We start from the raw sequence: 13,611 nt of genomic DNA, 5'->3' as shown, positions 1-13,611 counted from the left end.
GAAGGGGCGAGGACGATGAAGACTTATATCCTGTCACTGGGCGCCGGCCTGCTGGTCGGCGTGATCTACAGCCTCCTCAACGTCCGCTCGCCGGCGCCGCCCGTGATCGCCTTGATCGGCCTGCTTGGCATCCTGGTCGGCGAGCAGATTCCGCCGCTGGTGAGGAACCTTTGGGTCAAGGAGGCGGCGGCGCATCCCTGGTTGGACCAAGTCAAACCCCACATGTTCGGACATCTCCCGGCCGCAGGGACTCAGCCCGAGCGGATGGCGGCCGAGCGGATCGCCATGGACAGCATTCCCGGAGACACGCGATGACCGAGACCCCGACGACCGATACCCCGACTCCCGACCTGATCCTGCACAGCGGGCTGTTCACCACGCTGGACCGCGGCAACCCGACCGCGAGCGCCGTCGCCATCGCCGACGGCAAGTTCACCGCCGTTGGTGGGCGCGAGGAGATCATGGCGCTGGCGGGACCGAAGACCCGGGTGATCGACCTGCGCGGCCGCCGCGTGCTGCCGGGGCTGATCGACAACCACCTGCACATCATCCGAGGTGGCCTGAACTTCAACATGGAGCTTCGCTGGGACGGCGTGCGCTCGCTGGCCGACGCGATGGACATGCTGAGGCGGCAGGTGGCGGTGACGCCTCCGCCCCAGTGGGTCCGGGTGGTCGGCGGTTTCACCGAGCACCAGTTCGCCGAGAAGCGGCTGCCGACGATCGACGAGATCAACGCGGTGGCGCCTGACACCCCCGTCTTCCTGCTGCATCTCTACGACAGGGCGCTGCTGAACGGCGCCGCGCTGCGGGCGGTCGGCTACACCAAGGACACGCCGAACCCTCCCGGTGGCGAGATCACCCGCGACGGCGCCGGCAACCCGACCGGGCTGCTGCTGGCCAAGCCGAACGCCGGGATCCTCTACGCCACGCTGGCCAAGGGTCCGAAGCTGCCGTTCGAGTACCAGGTCAACTCGACGCGGCATTTCATGCGGGAGCTGAACCGGCTTGGCGTGACCGGGGCGATCGACGCCGGCGGCGGGTTCCAGAACTATCCCGACGACTACGCCGTCATCCAGAAGCTGTCGGACGAGGGATTGCTGACGATCCGGCTGGCCTACAACCTGTTTACCCAGAAGCCCAAGGCGGAGAAGGACGACTTCCTGAACTGGACGAGGACGTCCAAGTACAAGCAGGGCGACGATTATTTCCGGCACAACGGCGCCGGCGAGATGCTGGTGTTCTCGGCCGCCGACTTCGAGGACTTCCGCGAGCCGCGTCCCGACTTGGGGCCGGAGATGGAGGGCGAGTTGGAGGCGGTCGTCCGGATCCTGGCCGAGAACCGCTGGCCCTGGCGGTTGCACGCGACCTATGACGAAACGATCTCGCGGGCGCTCGACGTGTTCGAGCGGGTCAACCAGGACATCCCGCTGGAAGGGTTGCACTGGTTCTTCGACCATGCCGAGACGATCTCGGACCGCTCGATCGACCGGATCGCGGCCTTGGGTGGCGGCATCGCGGTCCAGCACCGGATGGCCTATCAGGGCGAATATTTCGTAGAGCGCTATGGCATGGGCGCCGCCGAGGCGACCCCGCCGGTGGCGCGGATGCTGGAGTCCGGGGTCAAGGTTTCCGCCGGCACCGACGCCACGCGGGTGGCGTCCTACAATCCCTGGGTCTCGCTGTCGTGGATGGTGACGGGGCGGACGGTCGGCGGGCTGCGCATATATCCGCAGCGGAACTGCCTGGACCGAGAGACGGCGCTGCGGATGTGGACCGAGAACGTCACGTGGTTCTCCAACGAGGAGGGCAAAAAGGGCAGGATCGAGGTCGGGCACTTGGCCGACCTGACCGTGCCGGACCGCGATTTCTTCGCCTGCGCCGAGAACGAGATCGCCGACACCACGTCGGACCTGACCATCGTCGGCGGCAAGGTGGTCTATGGCGCTGGCGACTTCGCGCGGTACGACGAGACGCCGCCGCCGCCGGCCATGCCGGATTGGTCGCCGGTTCGCACGTTCGGCGGCTACGCCGGCTGGGGCGACGGCAAGAGCCACGGGGGGAGCAAGGCGGAGCCGGCGCTCCAGATGAAGGCGGCGGCGATGTGCGGCTGCGCCACCTCCTGCGGCGTCCATGGCCACGATCACGCGGCGGCGTGGTCGGCCCAAGCGCCGGTCGAGGACGTCAAGAGCTTCTGGGGGGTGCTCGGCTGCGCCTGCTGGGCGGTCTGATGGGCTCGGGGCGGGTTCCGGCGGGGGTGAGGTGGCTGGCGCTGCTCGCCCTCTGCGCCGCGTATATCCAGGGCGGCTTGGTCAAGGCGATGGACTTCGGCGGCGCGGTCGCGGAGATGACCCATTTCGGCCTGCAACCGGCGGCGCCAGCGGCGATCGGGACGATCGCGCTGGAGCTTGGAGCGTCCGCCCTGATCCTGACCGGCCTGTGGCGGTGGGCGGGCGCCTTGGCGCTGGCCGGGTTCACGCTACTGGCCACATTCCTCGCCAACCGATTCTGGGAGATGGCGCCACCGGAGCGGTTCATGGCCGCCAATTCCTTCTTCGAGCACCTGGGCTTGGTCGGCGGGTTCCTGCTCGTCGCGTGGTATGATCTCAACAAGGCGCGTTCGGCATGACGACTGAAAGCGGGACGACAACAGCACAGCCGAAGTCGGTGCCGACGGGCGGCGGGTTCGCGCCGCTGCGCCAGCCGGTCTTCGCCGTGCTGTGGGCGGCGACGGTGCTGGGCAACACCGGCAGCTTCATGCGCGATGTCGCCAGTTCGTGGCTGGTGACGGACCTGTCGGCCTCGCCGGCGGCGGTCGCGATGGTCCAGGCGGCGGGAACGCTGCCGATCTTCCTGCTGGCGATCCCGGCGGGGGTGCTGTCGGACACGATGGACCGCCGCAAGTTCCTGATCCTGATCCAGCTTCTGCTGGCCTCGGTCAGCATCTCGCTGATGGTGCTGTCGCATCTGGGCCTGCTGACGGTCAGCTCGCTGGTGGCGTTGACCTTCGTCGGCGGCATCGGCGCCGCGCTGATGGGGCCGACTTGGCAGTCGATCGTTCCCGAACTGGTGCCGAAGCGGGATCTGAAGAGCGCCGTGGCGCTGAATTCGCTGGGCATCAACATCGCGCGGTCGATCGGTCCCGCCGCTGGCGGCGTCCTGCTGACAGGATTCGGCGCCGCCGCCACCTACGGCGCCGACGTGCTCAGCTATGTCTTCGTCATCGCGGCGCTGCTGTGGTGGCGGCGGGCGCCGAACGCCGACGACGCGCTGACGGAACACTTCATGGGAGCGTTCCGTGCTGGGCTGAGATACGCGCGGGCCAGCCGGGAACTTCACGTGGTGCTGTTCCGCGCCGCCGTGTTCTTCGCCTTCGGGAGCGCAATCTGGGCGCTGCTGCCGCTGGTCGCCCGGACGCTGCTGGCGGGCGACGCCGGGCTCTACGGCATCCTGCTGGGCGCCGTCGGCGCCGGTGCCATCCTGGGGGCCTTGGTGCTGCCGCGCCTGCGCCAATGGCTTGACGCGGATGGGCTGCTGCTGGCCTCGTCGATCGTCACGGCGCTGGTGATGGCGGTGCTGGCGCTGGGGCCGCCACAGGGAGTGGCGGTGGCGATCCTGCTGCTGCTGGGCGCCGCCTGGATCATCGCGCTGACGACCTTGAACGGGACGGCGCAGGCGATCCTGCCCAACTGGGTGCGTGGCCGGGCGCTGGCGGTCTACCTGACCGTGTTCAACGGCGCCATGGCGGGCGGCAGCCTTGGCTGGGGCCTGGTGGCGCAGGCGCTGGGGATTCCCACGACCCTGCTGATCGCCGCCGTCGGGCTGATCGCGGTCGGCGTCATCCTCCACCGGGTCAAGCTTCCGACCGGCGAGGTCGATCTGGTGGCGTCGAACCATTGGCCGGAGCCGCTGACCGCCGACCCGATCGAGCACGATCGCGGCCCGGTGATGATCCTGGTCGAATACCGCATCCGGGCCGAGGACCGCGCGCCGTTCCTGGAGGCGCTGAACCGGCTGGCGGGAGAGCGCCGCCGCGACGGCGCCTATGGCTGGGGCGTCACGGAAGACACCGCGGATCCGGAGCGGATCATGGAGTGGTTCATGGTCGAATCCTGGGCCGAGCACCTGCGCCAGCACCGCCGCGTCTCCAACGCCGACGCCGACCTGCAACGCGAGACGACCCGCTACCACATCGGGCCGGAAAAACCGGTGGTCCAGCACTTCGTGGCGCTGGAGGCCGGCAGGGGCCGCGTCGAATCCTTGTGAGGCAGCGAAGCCCCTTGCGCATGTAAAACGATCGCTTTACATTCAGGCGCATGGACAAGCGCACTGACATGATCGCGGCGGCGGCCCGCGTGTTCGACGCCGGGGGTTTCCGAGGCATCGGCGTCGACGGCATCCTCGCCCCCTCCGGAGCCTCGACCCGCACGCTCTACAAGCATTTCGGCTCGCGCGACGGGTTGGTGCTGGCGGTGCTGGAGGAGCGGCACCGCGACTTCATGGATCGGCTCGCACGGAGCGGCGGCGATGCGGACCCCATCGGCGGGTTGTTCGACACGCTGGAGCGATGGCTGGTCGAGCATGGCGCGCGGGGTTGCATGCTCCTGCGGGCGCAGGGTGAATACGCCGGGGCCAACGAGGATGTCGTTGCCCTCGTCAGGCGCCAGAAAGAGGAATTCGAGCGGGAGATCGCCCGCCGGGTCGAGATGGCGCTGGGCTCCGCCGATACCGGTCTCGCCACGCAGATCTGGATTCTCTTCGAGGGGGCGACCGCCGCCGCCAGCGTCGCCGACATCTCGGTCGTAGGTCTAGCCAAACGGGCGGCCGGCGTCCTGGTCGAGGATGCGCGGGGCCGGTCGCGGTGAGGGGACGGATCAATCTGGTCGCGGCCGCCTTCGCGCTCACCGCGCTGAGCTATGGTCTGGCGCGCTTCGCCTATGGGCTGCTGCTGCCACAGATCCGGCAGGACCTTTCCCTGGACGCCGCCGGGGCCGGATGGATCGGCGGTGGCGCCTTCGCGGCTTACTGTCTTGGCATCGTCTTCGCTTTGATGGCCGGCGCCCGGCTCGGCGAAAGGTTGCTGGCGGTCCTGGCCGGCCTGACCGCGACCTCGGGACTGGCGCTCGTCGCGGTCGCGTCATCGGGCTGGAACCTCGGGCTGGCGATGGCTCTGGCGGGGCTGAGCACGGGGCTGACCTCCCCACCGCTCGCCGCGGCCGTCGGGCGATGCCTGGACGAGGTGGCGCGCCCGAAGGCGAACGGCGCCATCAACGCCGGCACCGCCGCCGGGATCATCCTGTCCGGCGTGGCGGTGATGGTATCAGCCGGAGCTTGGCGCGAACTCTACGCGCTGTTCGCGGGGATTGGCGCCGCGGTGACGGTCTGGCTGTGGTTCGCCCTGCCAGCGCCGTCCCGGGACCGGACATCGGCCGTCCCGTCGGTCGCGGATCTGAGGCGTCCCGGTGTCGTGGGGTTGTGCGCCAGCGCGTTCCTGATGGGGGCGGCCAGCACCGCGATCTGGACCTTCGGCGCCAACATCCTGCGCGACGGGATGGGATTCGCCGATAACCGGATCGCCCTCGCCTGGATCGTCCTGGGGGCGGCCGGTCTCGCGGGGGCCACGACCGGCCTGCTCACCCTTCGCTTCGGGATCGGGCCGGTCCACCTCTCGGCGCTGTTCGCCATGGCCCTGGCGCTGATCGGGCTCGGCGCGGCGTCCCTCGCTCCCGTGTTGGCCTTCGGCGTGATGGGCTTGTTCGGCGCGGCCTATATCGTGTCGAGCGGCGCTTTCCTATTGTGGGGAATCGGGCTGTTTTCCGACCGCCCGGACTTCGGCCTGGGTCTACCATTCCTGATGGTGGCTCTGGGGCAGACGGCGGGGGCGCCGCTGTTCGGGACCGTGCTGGACGCGGCGGGGAGCTGGACCGCGCTTGGCGCCTTCGCCGCGATCATGGGAAGCGCCGCGGTGTGGTCACCGCAACATGGAGCCCGCCGTGCGGAGAACCGCCCGCGTGGTGTCGGCCAGACGCCCGCTGGCGATGCGGCTGCGCTGCCAGAACAGCGGCACGTCGAGCGGCTGATCGGGGATCAAGGCGATTAGACGGCCGTCGCGCAAATGTTCGGCGACCAGCATCTCGGGATTCATCCCCCATCCCAATCCGGCCAAGGCGGCATCGATGAACGCCTGGGACGACGGCAGCCAATGGGTGGCCGACGTGATCTCCGTTCCGAAAACCTGCCGTGTCCACTGTGCCTGCAACTGGTCCTTGCCGTCGAAGGTCAGGCGGGGCGCCAGCGCCAGGGAGCCATCCCGCACCCCTTCGGGGAAGTGCCGGCGGATGAAGTCCGGACTGGCGGTCGCGATGTAGCGCAACGCACCCAATGGGGTGCTGTCACAGCCTTGCACCGGCTTGACGCCGGAGGTCACCGCCGCCAGCACCTCGCCCCGGCACAGCCAGTCGGCGCTGTGCTCCTGGTCGTCGATGACGAGGTCGAACAGGCAATCCCGCGTCTCGGCCATGGCGGTGACGAACCACGTGGCGAGGCTGTCCGCGTTGACCGCGATGCGCAGGGTCACTGGCGGTCCTGAATCCTGGATGCCTGGAAGTTCGTGGCGCAGCTCGCTCTCCAGCAACGCCACCTGTTCCACGTGCTGGCACAGGCGTTGTCCGGCTGGAGTGCCGACGCAGGGGGTGCCGCGCACCACCAGGATGGTTCCCAGCCGTTCCTCCAGAAGCTTGACGCGCTGTGACACCGCCGAGGGGGTGACGTGGAGCTGGCGGGCGGCCCGTTCGAAGCTGCCGCCGCGGATGACGGCCGCCAAGGCGGCGAGGAGGGCGTAGTCCAGCACGGTTTAGCGTTCCTTAACTTGGCTCAATATCTTTAATCATGCTAAACCGGTCCAGCGTGTTAGTGAAGCCGCCTCCGCGACCGAGGTGACCCGCCATGTCCTCCACTTTCCTGCCCGCCTTCCTGCCCGGCCTGCTGCTGGGGTTCAGCCTGATCGTCGCCATCGGCGCGCAGAACGCCTTCGTGCTGCGCCAAGGATTGCGTGGCGAGCACGTGCTGCCGGTTTGCCTGACCTGCGCGGTATCGGACGCCTTGCTGATCCTGCTGGGGGTCGGCGGCTTCGCCCAAGCGAGCGAGTGGGTGCCCTGGCTCGAAACGGCGACACGGTATGCCGGTGCCGCCTTCCTGCTGGCCTATGGTGCGCGCAGCTTCTGGGCGGCCTTTCGGTCGGGAAACGCGCTCACGCCGGCCGACGCGATTCCCGCCAGCCTGGGTGCCACGCTGGCCACGTGTCTGGCCTTGACGTGGCTGAACCCGCACGTCTACTTGGACACGGTGGTACTGCTGGGTTCCGTGTCCACACAGTTTGCGGCCAACAAAGGTTTTTTCGCGCTTGGAGCGATGACGGCGTCCTTCGTCTTCTTCTTCTCGCTGGGCTATGGCGCGCGCCTGTTGCGTCCCGTCTTCGCGCGGCCCGGCGCATGGCGGGTGCTGGATGTCGGCATCGGCGTCGTCATGTGCGCGATCGCCGCGACGCTGGTGACATGATCCGCGGACGCGAGGTCCCTGCCCCACCCTATCGAGGAAATCAGAATGTACATTCCCCTCGCGTTCCGCGAGACCGACCTGCCCTTCATCCACGAGGCGATGCGGGCGGTCAGACTCGCCAATCTGGTCACGTCGACGGCCGGCGGTCTGCTCTGCACGCCGCTGCCCCTGATGCTCGACGCCGGCGAGGGTGACTGGGGCACACTCTACGGGCACGTGGCGAAGGCGAACCCGCAGTGGAGGGAAGCGCCGGTCGGTGAGGCCTTGGCGATCTTCATGGGGCCGGACGCCTATGTCACCCCCTCCTGGTACGAGGGCAAGAGCCGGGACGGCAAGGTCGTTCCAACCTGGAACTACGTCACGATCCATGCCCACGGTCCGGTCGAGTTCTTCGAGGACTCCGACCGGCTTCTGGATGTCGTGACGCGCCTGACCACCCTCCACGAGGCGCCGCGCCCGCGGCCTTGGGCCGTTGCCGACGCGCCACCCGATTTCGTCCGCGCGCAATTGGGCGGCATCGTCGGCGTCCGGCTGCCCATCGCCCGGCTCGAGGCGAAACGGAAGATGAGCCAGAACCGCGTCGCGGTGGACCGGGCCACGGTGAGAGAGGGGCTGGCCGGAAGCGACGACCCGCGGGACCGCGAAGCCGCCGCCCTCATACCCGAATGACGCCGGCCGGAATGACGTCGGATCGCGCGGCGGTCGGTCGCGATCGTCACACCGAGCGCATAAGACCGCCGTCGACCCGGATGTTCTGGCCGGTGATGTAGCCGGCGCCGTCGGAGGCGAGGAAGGCTATCGTGGCCGCGATCTCGTCGCCGCGGCCGTAGCGGCCCATCGGGACGCCCTGCCGTCGCTCCTCGGTCGCGGGCAGGCTGTCGATCCAGCCGGGCAGGACATTGTTCATCCGGACATTGAGGGCGGCGTATTCGTCGGCGAATAATTTGGTGTAGGCCGCCAGCCCGGCCCGAGCGACGGCCGAAGTGGGGAACATAGCGCTGGGCTCGAAGGCCCAGGCGGTCGAGATGTTGATGATGGCGCCGGATTTCTGGCTGACCATGACCGGCGTGACCAAGCGCGCCGCGCGGACCACGTTTAGGAAATAGACCTCGATCCCCCGGTGCCAGTCCTCGTCGGTCAGCTCCAGCAGCTTCGCCCGCGGACCATGGCCGGCGCTGTTGACCAGCGCGTCGATCCGACCCCATCGGTCCATCACCTGATCGACCAAGCGCTTCAGGTCGTCGGTGGATTGGTTCGATCCCGTGACGCCGATGCCGCCCAAATCCTGGGCCAAGGCCTCGCCCTTGCCGGAGGAGGACAGGATGGCGACCTTGAACCCGTCGGCGGCCAGACGGCGCGCAGCCGCCGCTCCCATGCCGCTGCCACCCGCGGTGACGATGGCGACCTTCTCGTCCATGACACGATCTCCCTGATGTCCATCGAAGCTTCACGCTGGGAAATGTATGGCATTGATGGTTGGGTGCCCACCGATAGTAAACTCCAACCCGCAGGCTCATCCTCCCCTCCTGAAAGTCTCCCATGCCCACGTCGTTGTTCCCCATCGCCCTGGCGTTCATCGCCGGGGTCAGCATCGTCATCCAGCAGGCGCTGAACTCCAACCTGAGATTCTCCCTGGGCTCCGCCGCCTGGGCCGGCTTCGTCAGCTACTTCGTCGGCACCTTGTGCATGGTGGTCTTCGCCATGATCCTCCGCGATCCGGTTCCCTCGGCCAGCGTCGCGGGGCGGATCCCGTGGTGGGCTTGGAGCGGCGGCATCTTCGGCGCCATCTTCATCGCCCTGTCGATCCTATTGGTGCCCCGGATAGGAGCCGCCACCTTCATCGCCCTGCTGATCGCCGGCCAGATGCTGGGCTCCTTGGTGTTCGACCATTTCGGGGTTCTGGGCCTAACCCAGCGGTCCATCGACCTGCCGCGCGTGATCGGCGTCGCCCTGCTGATCGGCGGCGTGGTCCTGATCCGGCGCTAGGGTTTCCGCCATCTCCCGCCTGACCCAGTCGGCGAAATCGGCGGCGGGTCCGGCGAGGGGGCCGGCGAGGGAGATGGTGGGCGTGACGAGCCAGTAGGCACCCAGCCGGGTCGACTGCGGGAAGGGCCGGACCAGACGGCCCGACGCCAGATCCTCCGCCACCAGCGCCGGTTCGGCCAAGGCCACCCCCTCGCCCCGGATGGCGGCCTCGATCGCCAGGGATAGGTCGTTGAACAGGGGGCCCCTCGGCACCGTCACCCCCTCCACGCCGGCGGCCACGAACCATTGGATCCAGTGGCTGCGGTCGTCCTCGGACAGCAGCGTGCGGCACGCCAGATCGGCCGGCGTTTCCAAGCTTGGCGACTGGTCGCGGACGGACGGCGCCATGACCGGAAAAGCATCGACCTCGCCCAGCGGCGACGCGGTGGTTCCCCGCCATTCCGTGCGGTCGAGCGACCAGCGGATCGCCAGATCGGCGTCCGCGCCCAGGCGGGCCAGCGACGCGGAACTGCTGACGGAAAGCTCGACGCCGGGATGGAGCGCCCGGAAGCGGCCAAGGCGGGGAACCAGCCAGCGTGCCGCCAGGGCCGGTTCGACGCTAACGCGCAGGCTGAGGGAGGCCGGGTCCTTGACGGACTGGATGATGCGGGCCAGCCCGTCCAGGCTTTCGGTGAGGTGTCCGCCGAGCACGGCACCGTCCTCGGTCAGCGCGACCTGCCTATGCAGGCGGCGGAACAGCGGCTTGCCCAGCCAAGTCTCCAGCTCCCGGACCTGACGGCTGACGGCGGCCTGGGTGATGAACAGCTCCTCCGCCGCCTTGGTGAAGCTGAGATGACGCGCCGCCGCCTCGAACGCGCGGAGCGCCGTCAGCGTCGGCAGATGGCGTGACATGGGGCGATCCTCCAACGATGGTTAGGATAACCTGACGTAATGCGAGGCCGACGATAAACTCGTTTGAGCCGGAACGCCAGGGGTCGGCACAGTGGCTTCTTTTTGGGAGGCCAAGATGTGGCGGCTGTACTCACCGATCATCGATACGCTCTTGCTGCTGACGTTCAGTTCGCCGTTGGGTGGTCCGCCCGCCGCACCGGGTGGGCGCCGTTCCGTCACGCCGGACCGTGCCGTCGAAGAGGGTGAGCCAGTCCAGACAAGCTCTCACCCGATATCGGGCCGCCCCGTTGTCCGGATGGACGGGAATCGATAATCTCCGTACAATGGCTGGAGCGAACGATTGGGGAGTGATCGGCTTGACGATGAACCTGAACGGCACCGCCGATGCCGGGGATCATCTCGCGGATTACCAACGCCAGGGCTTCGCGGTGGTCCGGGGTGTCTTCGACGCCGCCGACGTCGCGGAACTCGCCGCCGCCTTCGACCGCCAATACATCGCGGGCCTGACCCATCCCGGCGACTTCCGTCACGGAAACCTGATGGTCCGCCTGGGATCCGACGCCGGCTTGGGCAGGATCGTCAAGATGGTCCAGTGGCCGTCCTACACGGACGCGGCGCTGGCGGCGTTCCGCACCGATATGAGGCTTTACCGGCTTCTGGCGCCCCTGCTGGGGAGCGACATCAAGCAGATCATCAACCAGCTTCATTGGAAGCAGGCTGGCTCGCAGGCCTCCGATTTCGCCTTCCACCAGGACGCCCGGTTCCGCAAACCACCGTCCTGTTACCGCGATCTCGCCACCAGCTATGTCCAGACCGGCATCGCGGTCGATCCGCACACGGTGGAGAGCGGCGCGCTTCGGGTCCTGCCGGGAAGCCATCGGCTCGGCTTGGTGGATCTTGGGTCGGGAGCCGTGATGGGCGACGGCGCGCCGGAGGACGCGCTGGCGCTGGCGGGATTGGACCCGGCCGGATTGACCGACATCCTGCTGGAACCAGGCGACGTGGCGTTCTGGAACCCGTTCCTGATCCATGGCTCCGGTCGCAACCGCGGCCTTCTCGACCGTCGGTTCTATTTGAACGGCTATGTCCGCGCGGCGGATTGCGACCGGGGAGAATGGGCTTGGAGGGATGGCCTCCCCTGCCCCCTCGGAGCGCCGGTCCTGGTGCATTACGAGCAGTTGCTGGAACGGCCCGAACCGCATTATGTCGCTTGAACCGCCCGCGTCGCTTGAACCACCCGCCGGATTCGAGATCGCCGCCGTGCGGACGGCCGACGATCTGGCCGCCGTGGTCAGGCTGTTCAGCGCCTACGCGTCGTCGCTCGATATCGACCTGTCCTATCAGGACTTCGAAGCCGAGATGCTGGCGATGCCGGGAAAATACGCGCCGCCGGCCGGGACGCTGCTGCTCGCCCAGCGAAACGGCACGCCGATAGGATGCGTCGGGTTGCGGCCCTTGCGGTTTCCCGATTGGTGCGAGATGAAGCGCCTCTACGTCGCTCCCGAAGGCCGGGGCCTCGGGCTCGGCGAAAGCATGGTCAACACCGTCATCGGGGAGGCGGAGCGGATCGGCTATCGCGAGATGAGGCTGGACACCCTGCCGACCATGGCGGGAGCCCTGGCGCTGTACCGGAAGTTCGGGTTCGAACCGATGGAAGCGTATTACGACACTCCCGTGGCTGGGACGGTCTTCATGCGCAAGGTCCTGGGTGACGGCGGGTAGGAAATCACGTGTTGGCGTGACAAGGCTCCCAGTTACAGGTAAATTCGCGAATTACCTGTAACTGAGTGATCGTACTGGGAGCCTTAGGGATGCGCGAGCTTGATCTGACCGTGTCCACGATCTACACCCAACTGCTGCAACAGGGCATGGACGCGGAATTCGAGACGGATTTCCCAGAGAACGGCACATTCGGTATCCGGACGATCAAAGGCCGCCAGTACTGGTATTACAACGGCTATGACAAAGCCATCGGCAAGAAATACCAGAAGTATGTTGGACCTTCCGATCCCGAACTGGATGGACGGGTTGAACGGTTCAAAAGCTTGAAATCTGATTTCATGGGCCGGCGCCAGTTGGTTGCGGCACTTCGAGGTGCTGGTGTGACCGGACCCGACCCCTTCGTCGCCGAAGTGGTCAACGTTCTTCGCAAAGCCGGGTTGTTCCGGCTTCGGTGCGTTCTCGTCGGAACCGTCGCTTATCAATGCTACGGTCCGATGCTGGGTGTCATCCTTCGCCCTGAGATGACGAAGGATGCCGATTTCGCGCAATACCACAGCGTTTCGGTGGGGATCGGCGATGATGAGGCCATGACTCCCCTCGGCGAGGGACTGCGCGTTCTAGACCCAACATTCCAGGGCGTGGCCGACCGGAATGATCCGACCAAGATTATCGCCTTCGCCAACAAGGATGGATTTCGCGTCGAGTTCCTGACTCCGAATAGAAGCAAGGATGAGTATCAGGACCGCGCCGCCGGGATGCCGCCACTGGGGTCCGACAGGAGTGCGCAACCCCCGCGCTATCTTGATTATCTGATCCACGATCCCGTGCGGGCGATACTCCTTCATGGGGCGGGCATCCCGGTAACGGTGCCGCGGCCGGAACGATACGCCGTTCACAAGCTGATCGTGGCGACCCAGCGACGAAGCGCCGACGATTATGGCGCCAAGCGGGACAAGGACATCTCACAGGCGGCCGAGCTTATCGAAGTCATGCGGGTGAAGCGCCGCCATCTCGATCTGGCCGAGGCGTGGATCGAAGCCTGGGAGCGAGGGCCCTCCTGGCGGGACGCGTTGAGGAAAGGCAAGGCCACGCTCCCGGACCGCGCCCGCGAGACGCTCGCCGGTTGCATGTCGATCGCGGGCCGGGAAATGGGCATCGGTGGCGAGAGGTTTGGGTTCTCCTAATCCTCGAGGGTGATCGGCGCGATGGCCGATCAGGCGGCGAGCCAGCGCGCCAGATCCTCCGCCTTGGGCAGGCCACCGGCGTGAACCACCTTGCCGTCGATCACGATGCCCGGTGTCGAGACGATGCCGTATCTGGCGATCTCCGCGTAGTCGGTGACCTTCTCGACATGGACGGCGATGCCGAGCTTGATGGCCTCCGCCTTGACCATCTCCGCGGTCGTCTCGCACCGCTTGCAGCCGGGACCAAGGACCTTGACCTGTTTCATGGGGTTCT

At 67.4% G+C, this 13,611-nt stretch carries 15 protein-coding genes and 1 pseudogene; 12 read left to right on the top strand and 4 right to left on the bottom strand.

The window, feature by feature from the left end; all coding sequences use genetic code 11:
- Positions 1-15: 15 nt before the first annotated feature.
- From N825_RS23020 to N825_RS40420, 6 genes and pseudogenes are all read left to right on the top strand, one after another.
- Positions 16-315 carry a XapX domain-containing protein gene (locus N825_RS23020; protein WP_051512795.1) on the top strand — a complete coding sequence of 100 codons (300 nt, stop codon included), beginning with the start codon at positions 16-18 and terminating at the stop codon, positions 313-315.
- Positions 312-2,228, top strand: a complete 1,917-nt coding sequence (locus N825_RS23015; protein WP_037457457.1) for an amidohydrolase — start codon at positions 312-314, stop codon at positions 2,226-2,228. The genes N825_RS23020 and N825_RS23015 overlap by 4 nt, the downstream gene beginning before the upstream one ends.
- On the top strand, positions 2,228-2,626 hold the full coding sequence (locus N825_RS23010) for a DoxX family protein (protein WP_037457455.1): 399 nt from the start codon (positions 2,228-2,230) through the stop codon (positions 2,624-2,626). Before N825_RS23015 ends, N825_RS23010 begins: the two co-directional genes overlap by 1 nt.
- A complete protein-coding gene (locus N825_RS23005; protein ID WP_051512794.1) occupies positions 2,623-4,263 on the top strand; it encodes an MFS transporter in 1,641 nt (546 codons plus the stop codon). Before N825_RS23010 ends, N825_RS23005 begins: the two co-directional genes overlap by 4 nt.
- A 50-nt stretch (positions 4,264-4,313) precedes the next feature.
- Positions 4,314-4,862: a TetR/AcrR family transcriptional regulator gene (locus tag N825_RS23000; protein ID WP_037457454.1), complete on the top strand. Its 549-nt coding sequence runs from the start codon at positions 4,314-4,316 to the stop codon at positions 4,860-4,862.
- A pseudogene (locus tag N825_RS40420) lies at positions 4,859-5,932 on the top strand (MFS transporter); the annotation flags it as partial. The gene N825_RS23000 and the pseudogene N825_RS40420, both read left to right, overlap by 4 nt.
- 36 nt (positions 5,933-5,968) lie before the next feature.
- On the opposite strand, the gene N825_RS22990 reads toward N825_RS40420, so the two are convergent.
- Positions 5,969-6,847 (bottom strand): LysR family transcriptional regulator ArgP, encoded by an 879-nt coding sequence (locus N825_RS22990; protein ID WP_037457453.1) that lies wholly within the window; start codon positions 6,845-6,847, stop codon positions 5,969-5,971.
- 95 nt (positions 6,848-6,942) lie between these two features.
- Here N825_RS22990 and N825_RS22985 point away from each other — a divergent pair, with 95 nt between their 5' ends.
- Positions 6,943-7,554, top strand: a complete 612-nt coding sequence (locus N825_RS22985) for a LysE/ArgO family amino acid transporter (RefSeq protein ID WP_157619493.1) — start codon at positions 6,943-6,945, stop codon at positions 7,552-7,554.
- A gap of 45 nt (positions 7,555-7,599) precedes the next feature.
- Positions 7,600-8,223, top strand: a complete 624-nt coding sequence (locus tag N825_RS22980) for an FMN-binding negative transcriptional regulator (protein ID WP_037457452.1) — start codon at positions 7,600-7,602, stop codon at positions 8,221-8,223.
- Between the two features lie 46 nt (positions 8,224-8,269).
- Here the strand turns inward: N825_RS22980 and N825_RS22975 are convergent, their stop codons facing one another.
- On the bottom strand, positions 8,270-8,971 hold the full coding sequence (locus N825_RS22975) for an SDR family oxidoreductase (protein WP_037457451.1): 702 nt from the start codon (positions 8,969-8,971) through the stop codon (positions 8,270-8,272).
- Positions 8,972-9,093: 122 nt separating this feature from the next.
- Between N825_RS22975 and N825_RS22970 the strand changes: the two genes are divergently transcribed.
- Positions 9,094-9,540, top strand: a complete 447-nt coding sequence (locus N825_RS22970; RefSeq protein ID WP_037457449.1) for a DMT family transporter — start codon at positions 9,094-9,096, stop codon at positions 9,538-9,540.
- On the opposite strand, the gene N825_RS22965 is transcribed toward N825_RS22970, so the two are convergent.
- The gene (locus N825_RS22965) at positions 9,460-10,431 is read right to left on the bottom strand and encodes a LysR substrate-binding domain-containing protein (protein ID WP_051512793.1); all 972 of its coding nucleotides are present in this window, start codon (positions 10,429-10,431) and stop codon (positions 9,460-9,462) included. The genes N825_RS22970 and N825_RS22965 overlap by 81 nt on opposite strands.
- Before the next feature lie 362 nt (positions 10,432-10,793).
- Between N825_RS22965 and N825_RS22960 the strand changes: the two genes are divergently transcribed.
- From N825_RS22960 to N825_RS22950, 3 genes are all read left to right on the top strand, one after another.
- On the top strand, positions 10,794-11,645 hold the full coding sequence (locus N825_RS22960) for a phytanoyl-CoA dioxygenase family protein (RefSeq protein WP_037457547.1): 852 nt from the start codon (positions 10,794-10,796) through the stop codon (positions 11,643-11,645).
- Positions 11,635-12,153: a GNAT family N-acetyltransferase gene (locus N825_RS22955; RefSeq protein ID WP_084164992.1), complete on the top strand. Its 519-nt coding sequence runs from the start codon at positions 11,635-11,637 to the stop codon at positions 12,151-12,153. The genes N825_RS22960 and N825_RS22955 overlap by 11 nt, the downstream gene beginning before the upstream one ends.
- Positions 12,154-12,242: 89 nt before the next feature.
- Entirely contained in the window at positions 12,243-13,337 is a 1,095-nt protein-coding gene (locus N825_RS22950; protein ID WP_037457447.1) for a nucleotidyltransferase family protein, read from the top strand.
- A gap of 29 nt (positions 13,338-13,366) precedes the next feature.
- Here N825_RS22950 and N825_RS22945 read toward each other — a convergent pair whose 3' ends face one another.
- Complete coding sequence (locus N825_RS22945) at positions 13,367-13,603, bottom strand: thioredoxin family protein (protein WP_037457445.1); 237 nt, start codon at positions 13,601-13,603, stop codon at positions 13,367-13,369.
- Between the last annotated feature and the right edge of the window lie 8 nt (positions 13,604-13,611).

The sequence above is a fragment of the Skermanella stibiiresistens SB22 genome, from assembly GCF_000576635.1.
Classification (GTDB): Bacteria; Pseudomonadota; Alphaproteobacteria; order Azospirillales; family Azospirillaceae; genus Skermanella; species Skermanella stibiiresistens.
Note: the sequence above shows the minus strand (reverse complement) of the source record. Positions and strands in the feature narration are given on the sequence as shown.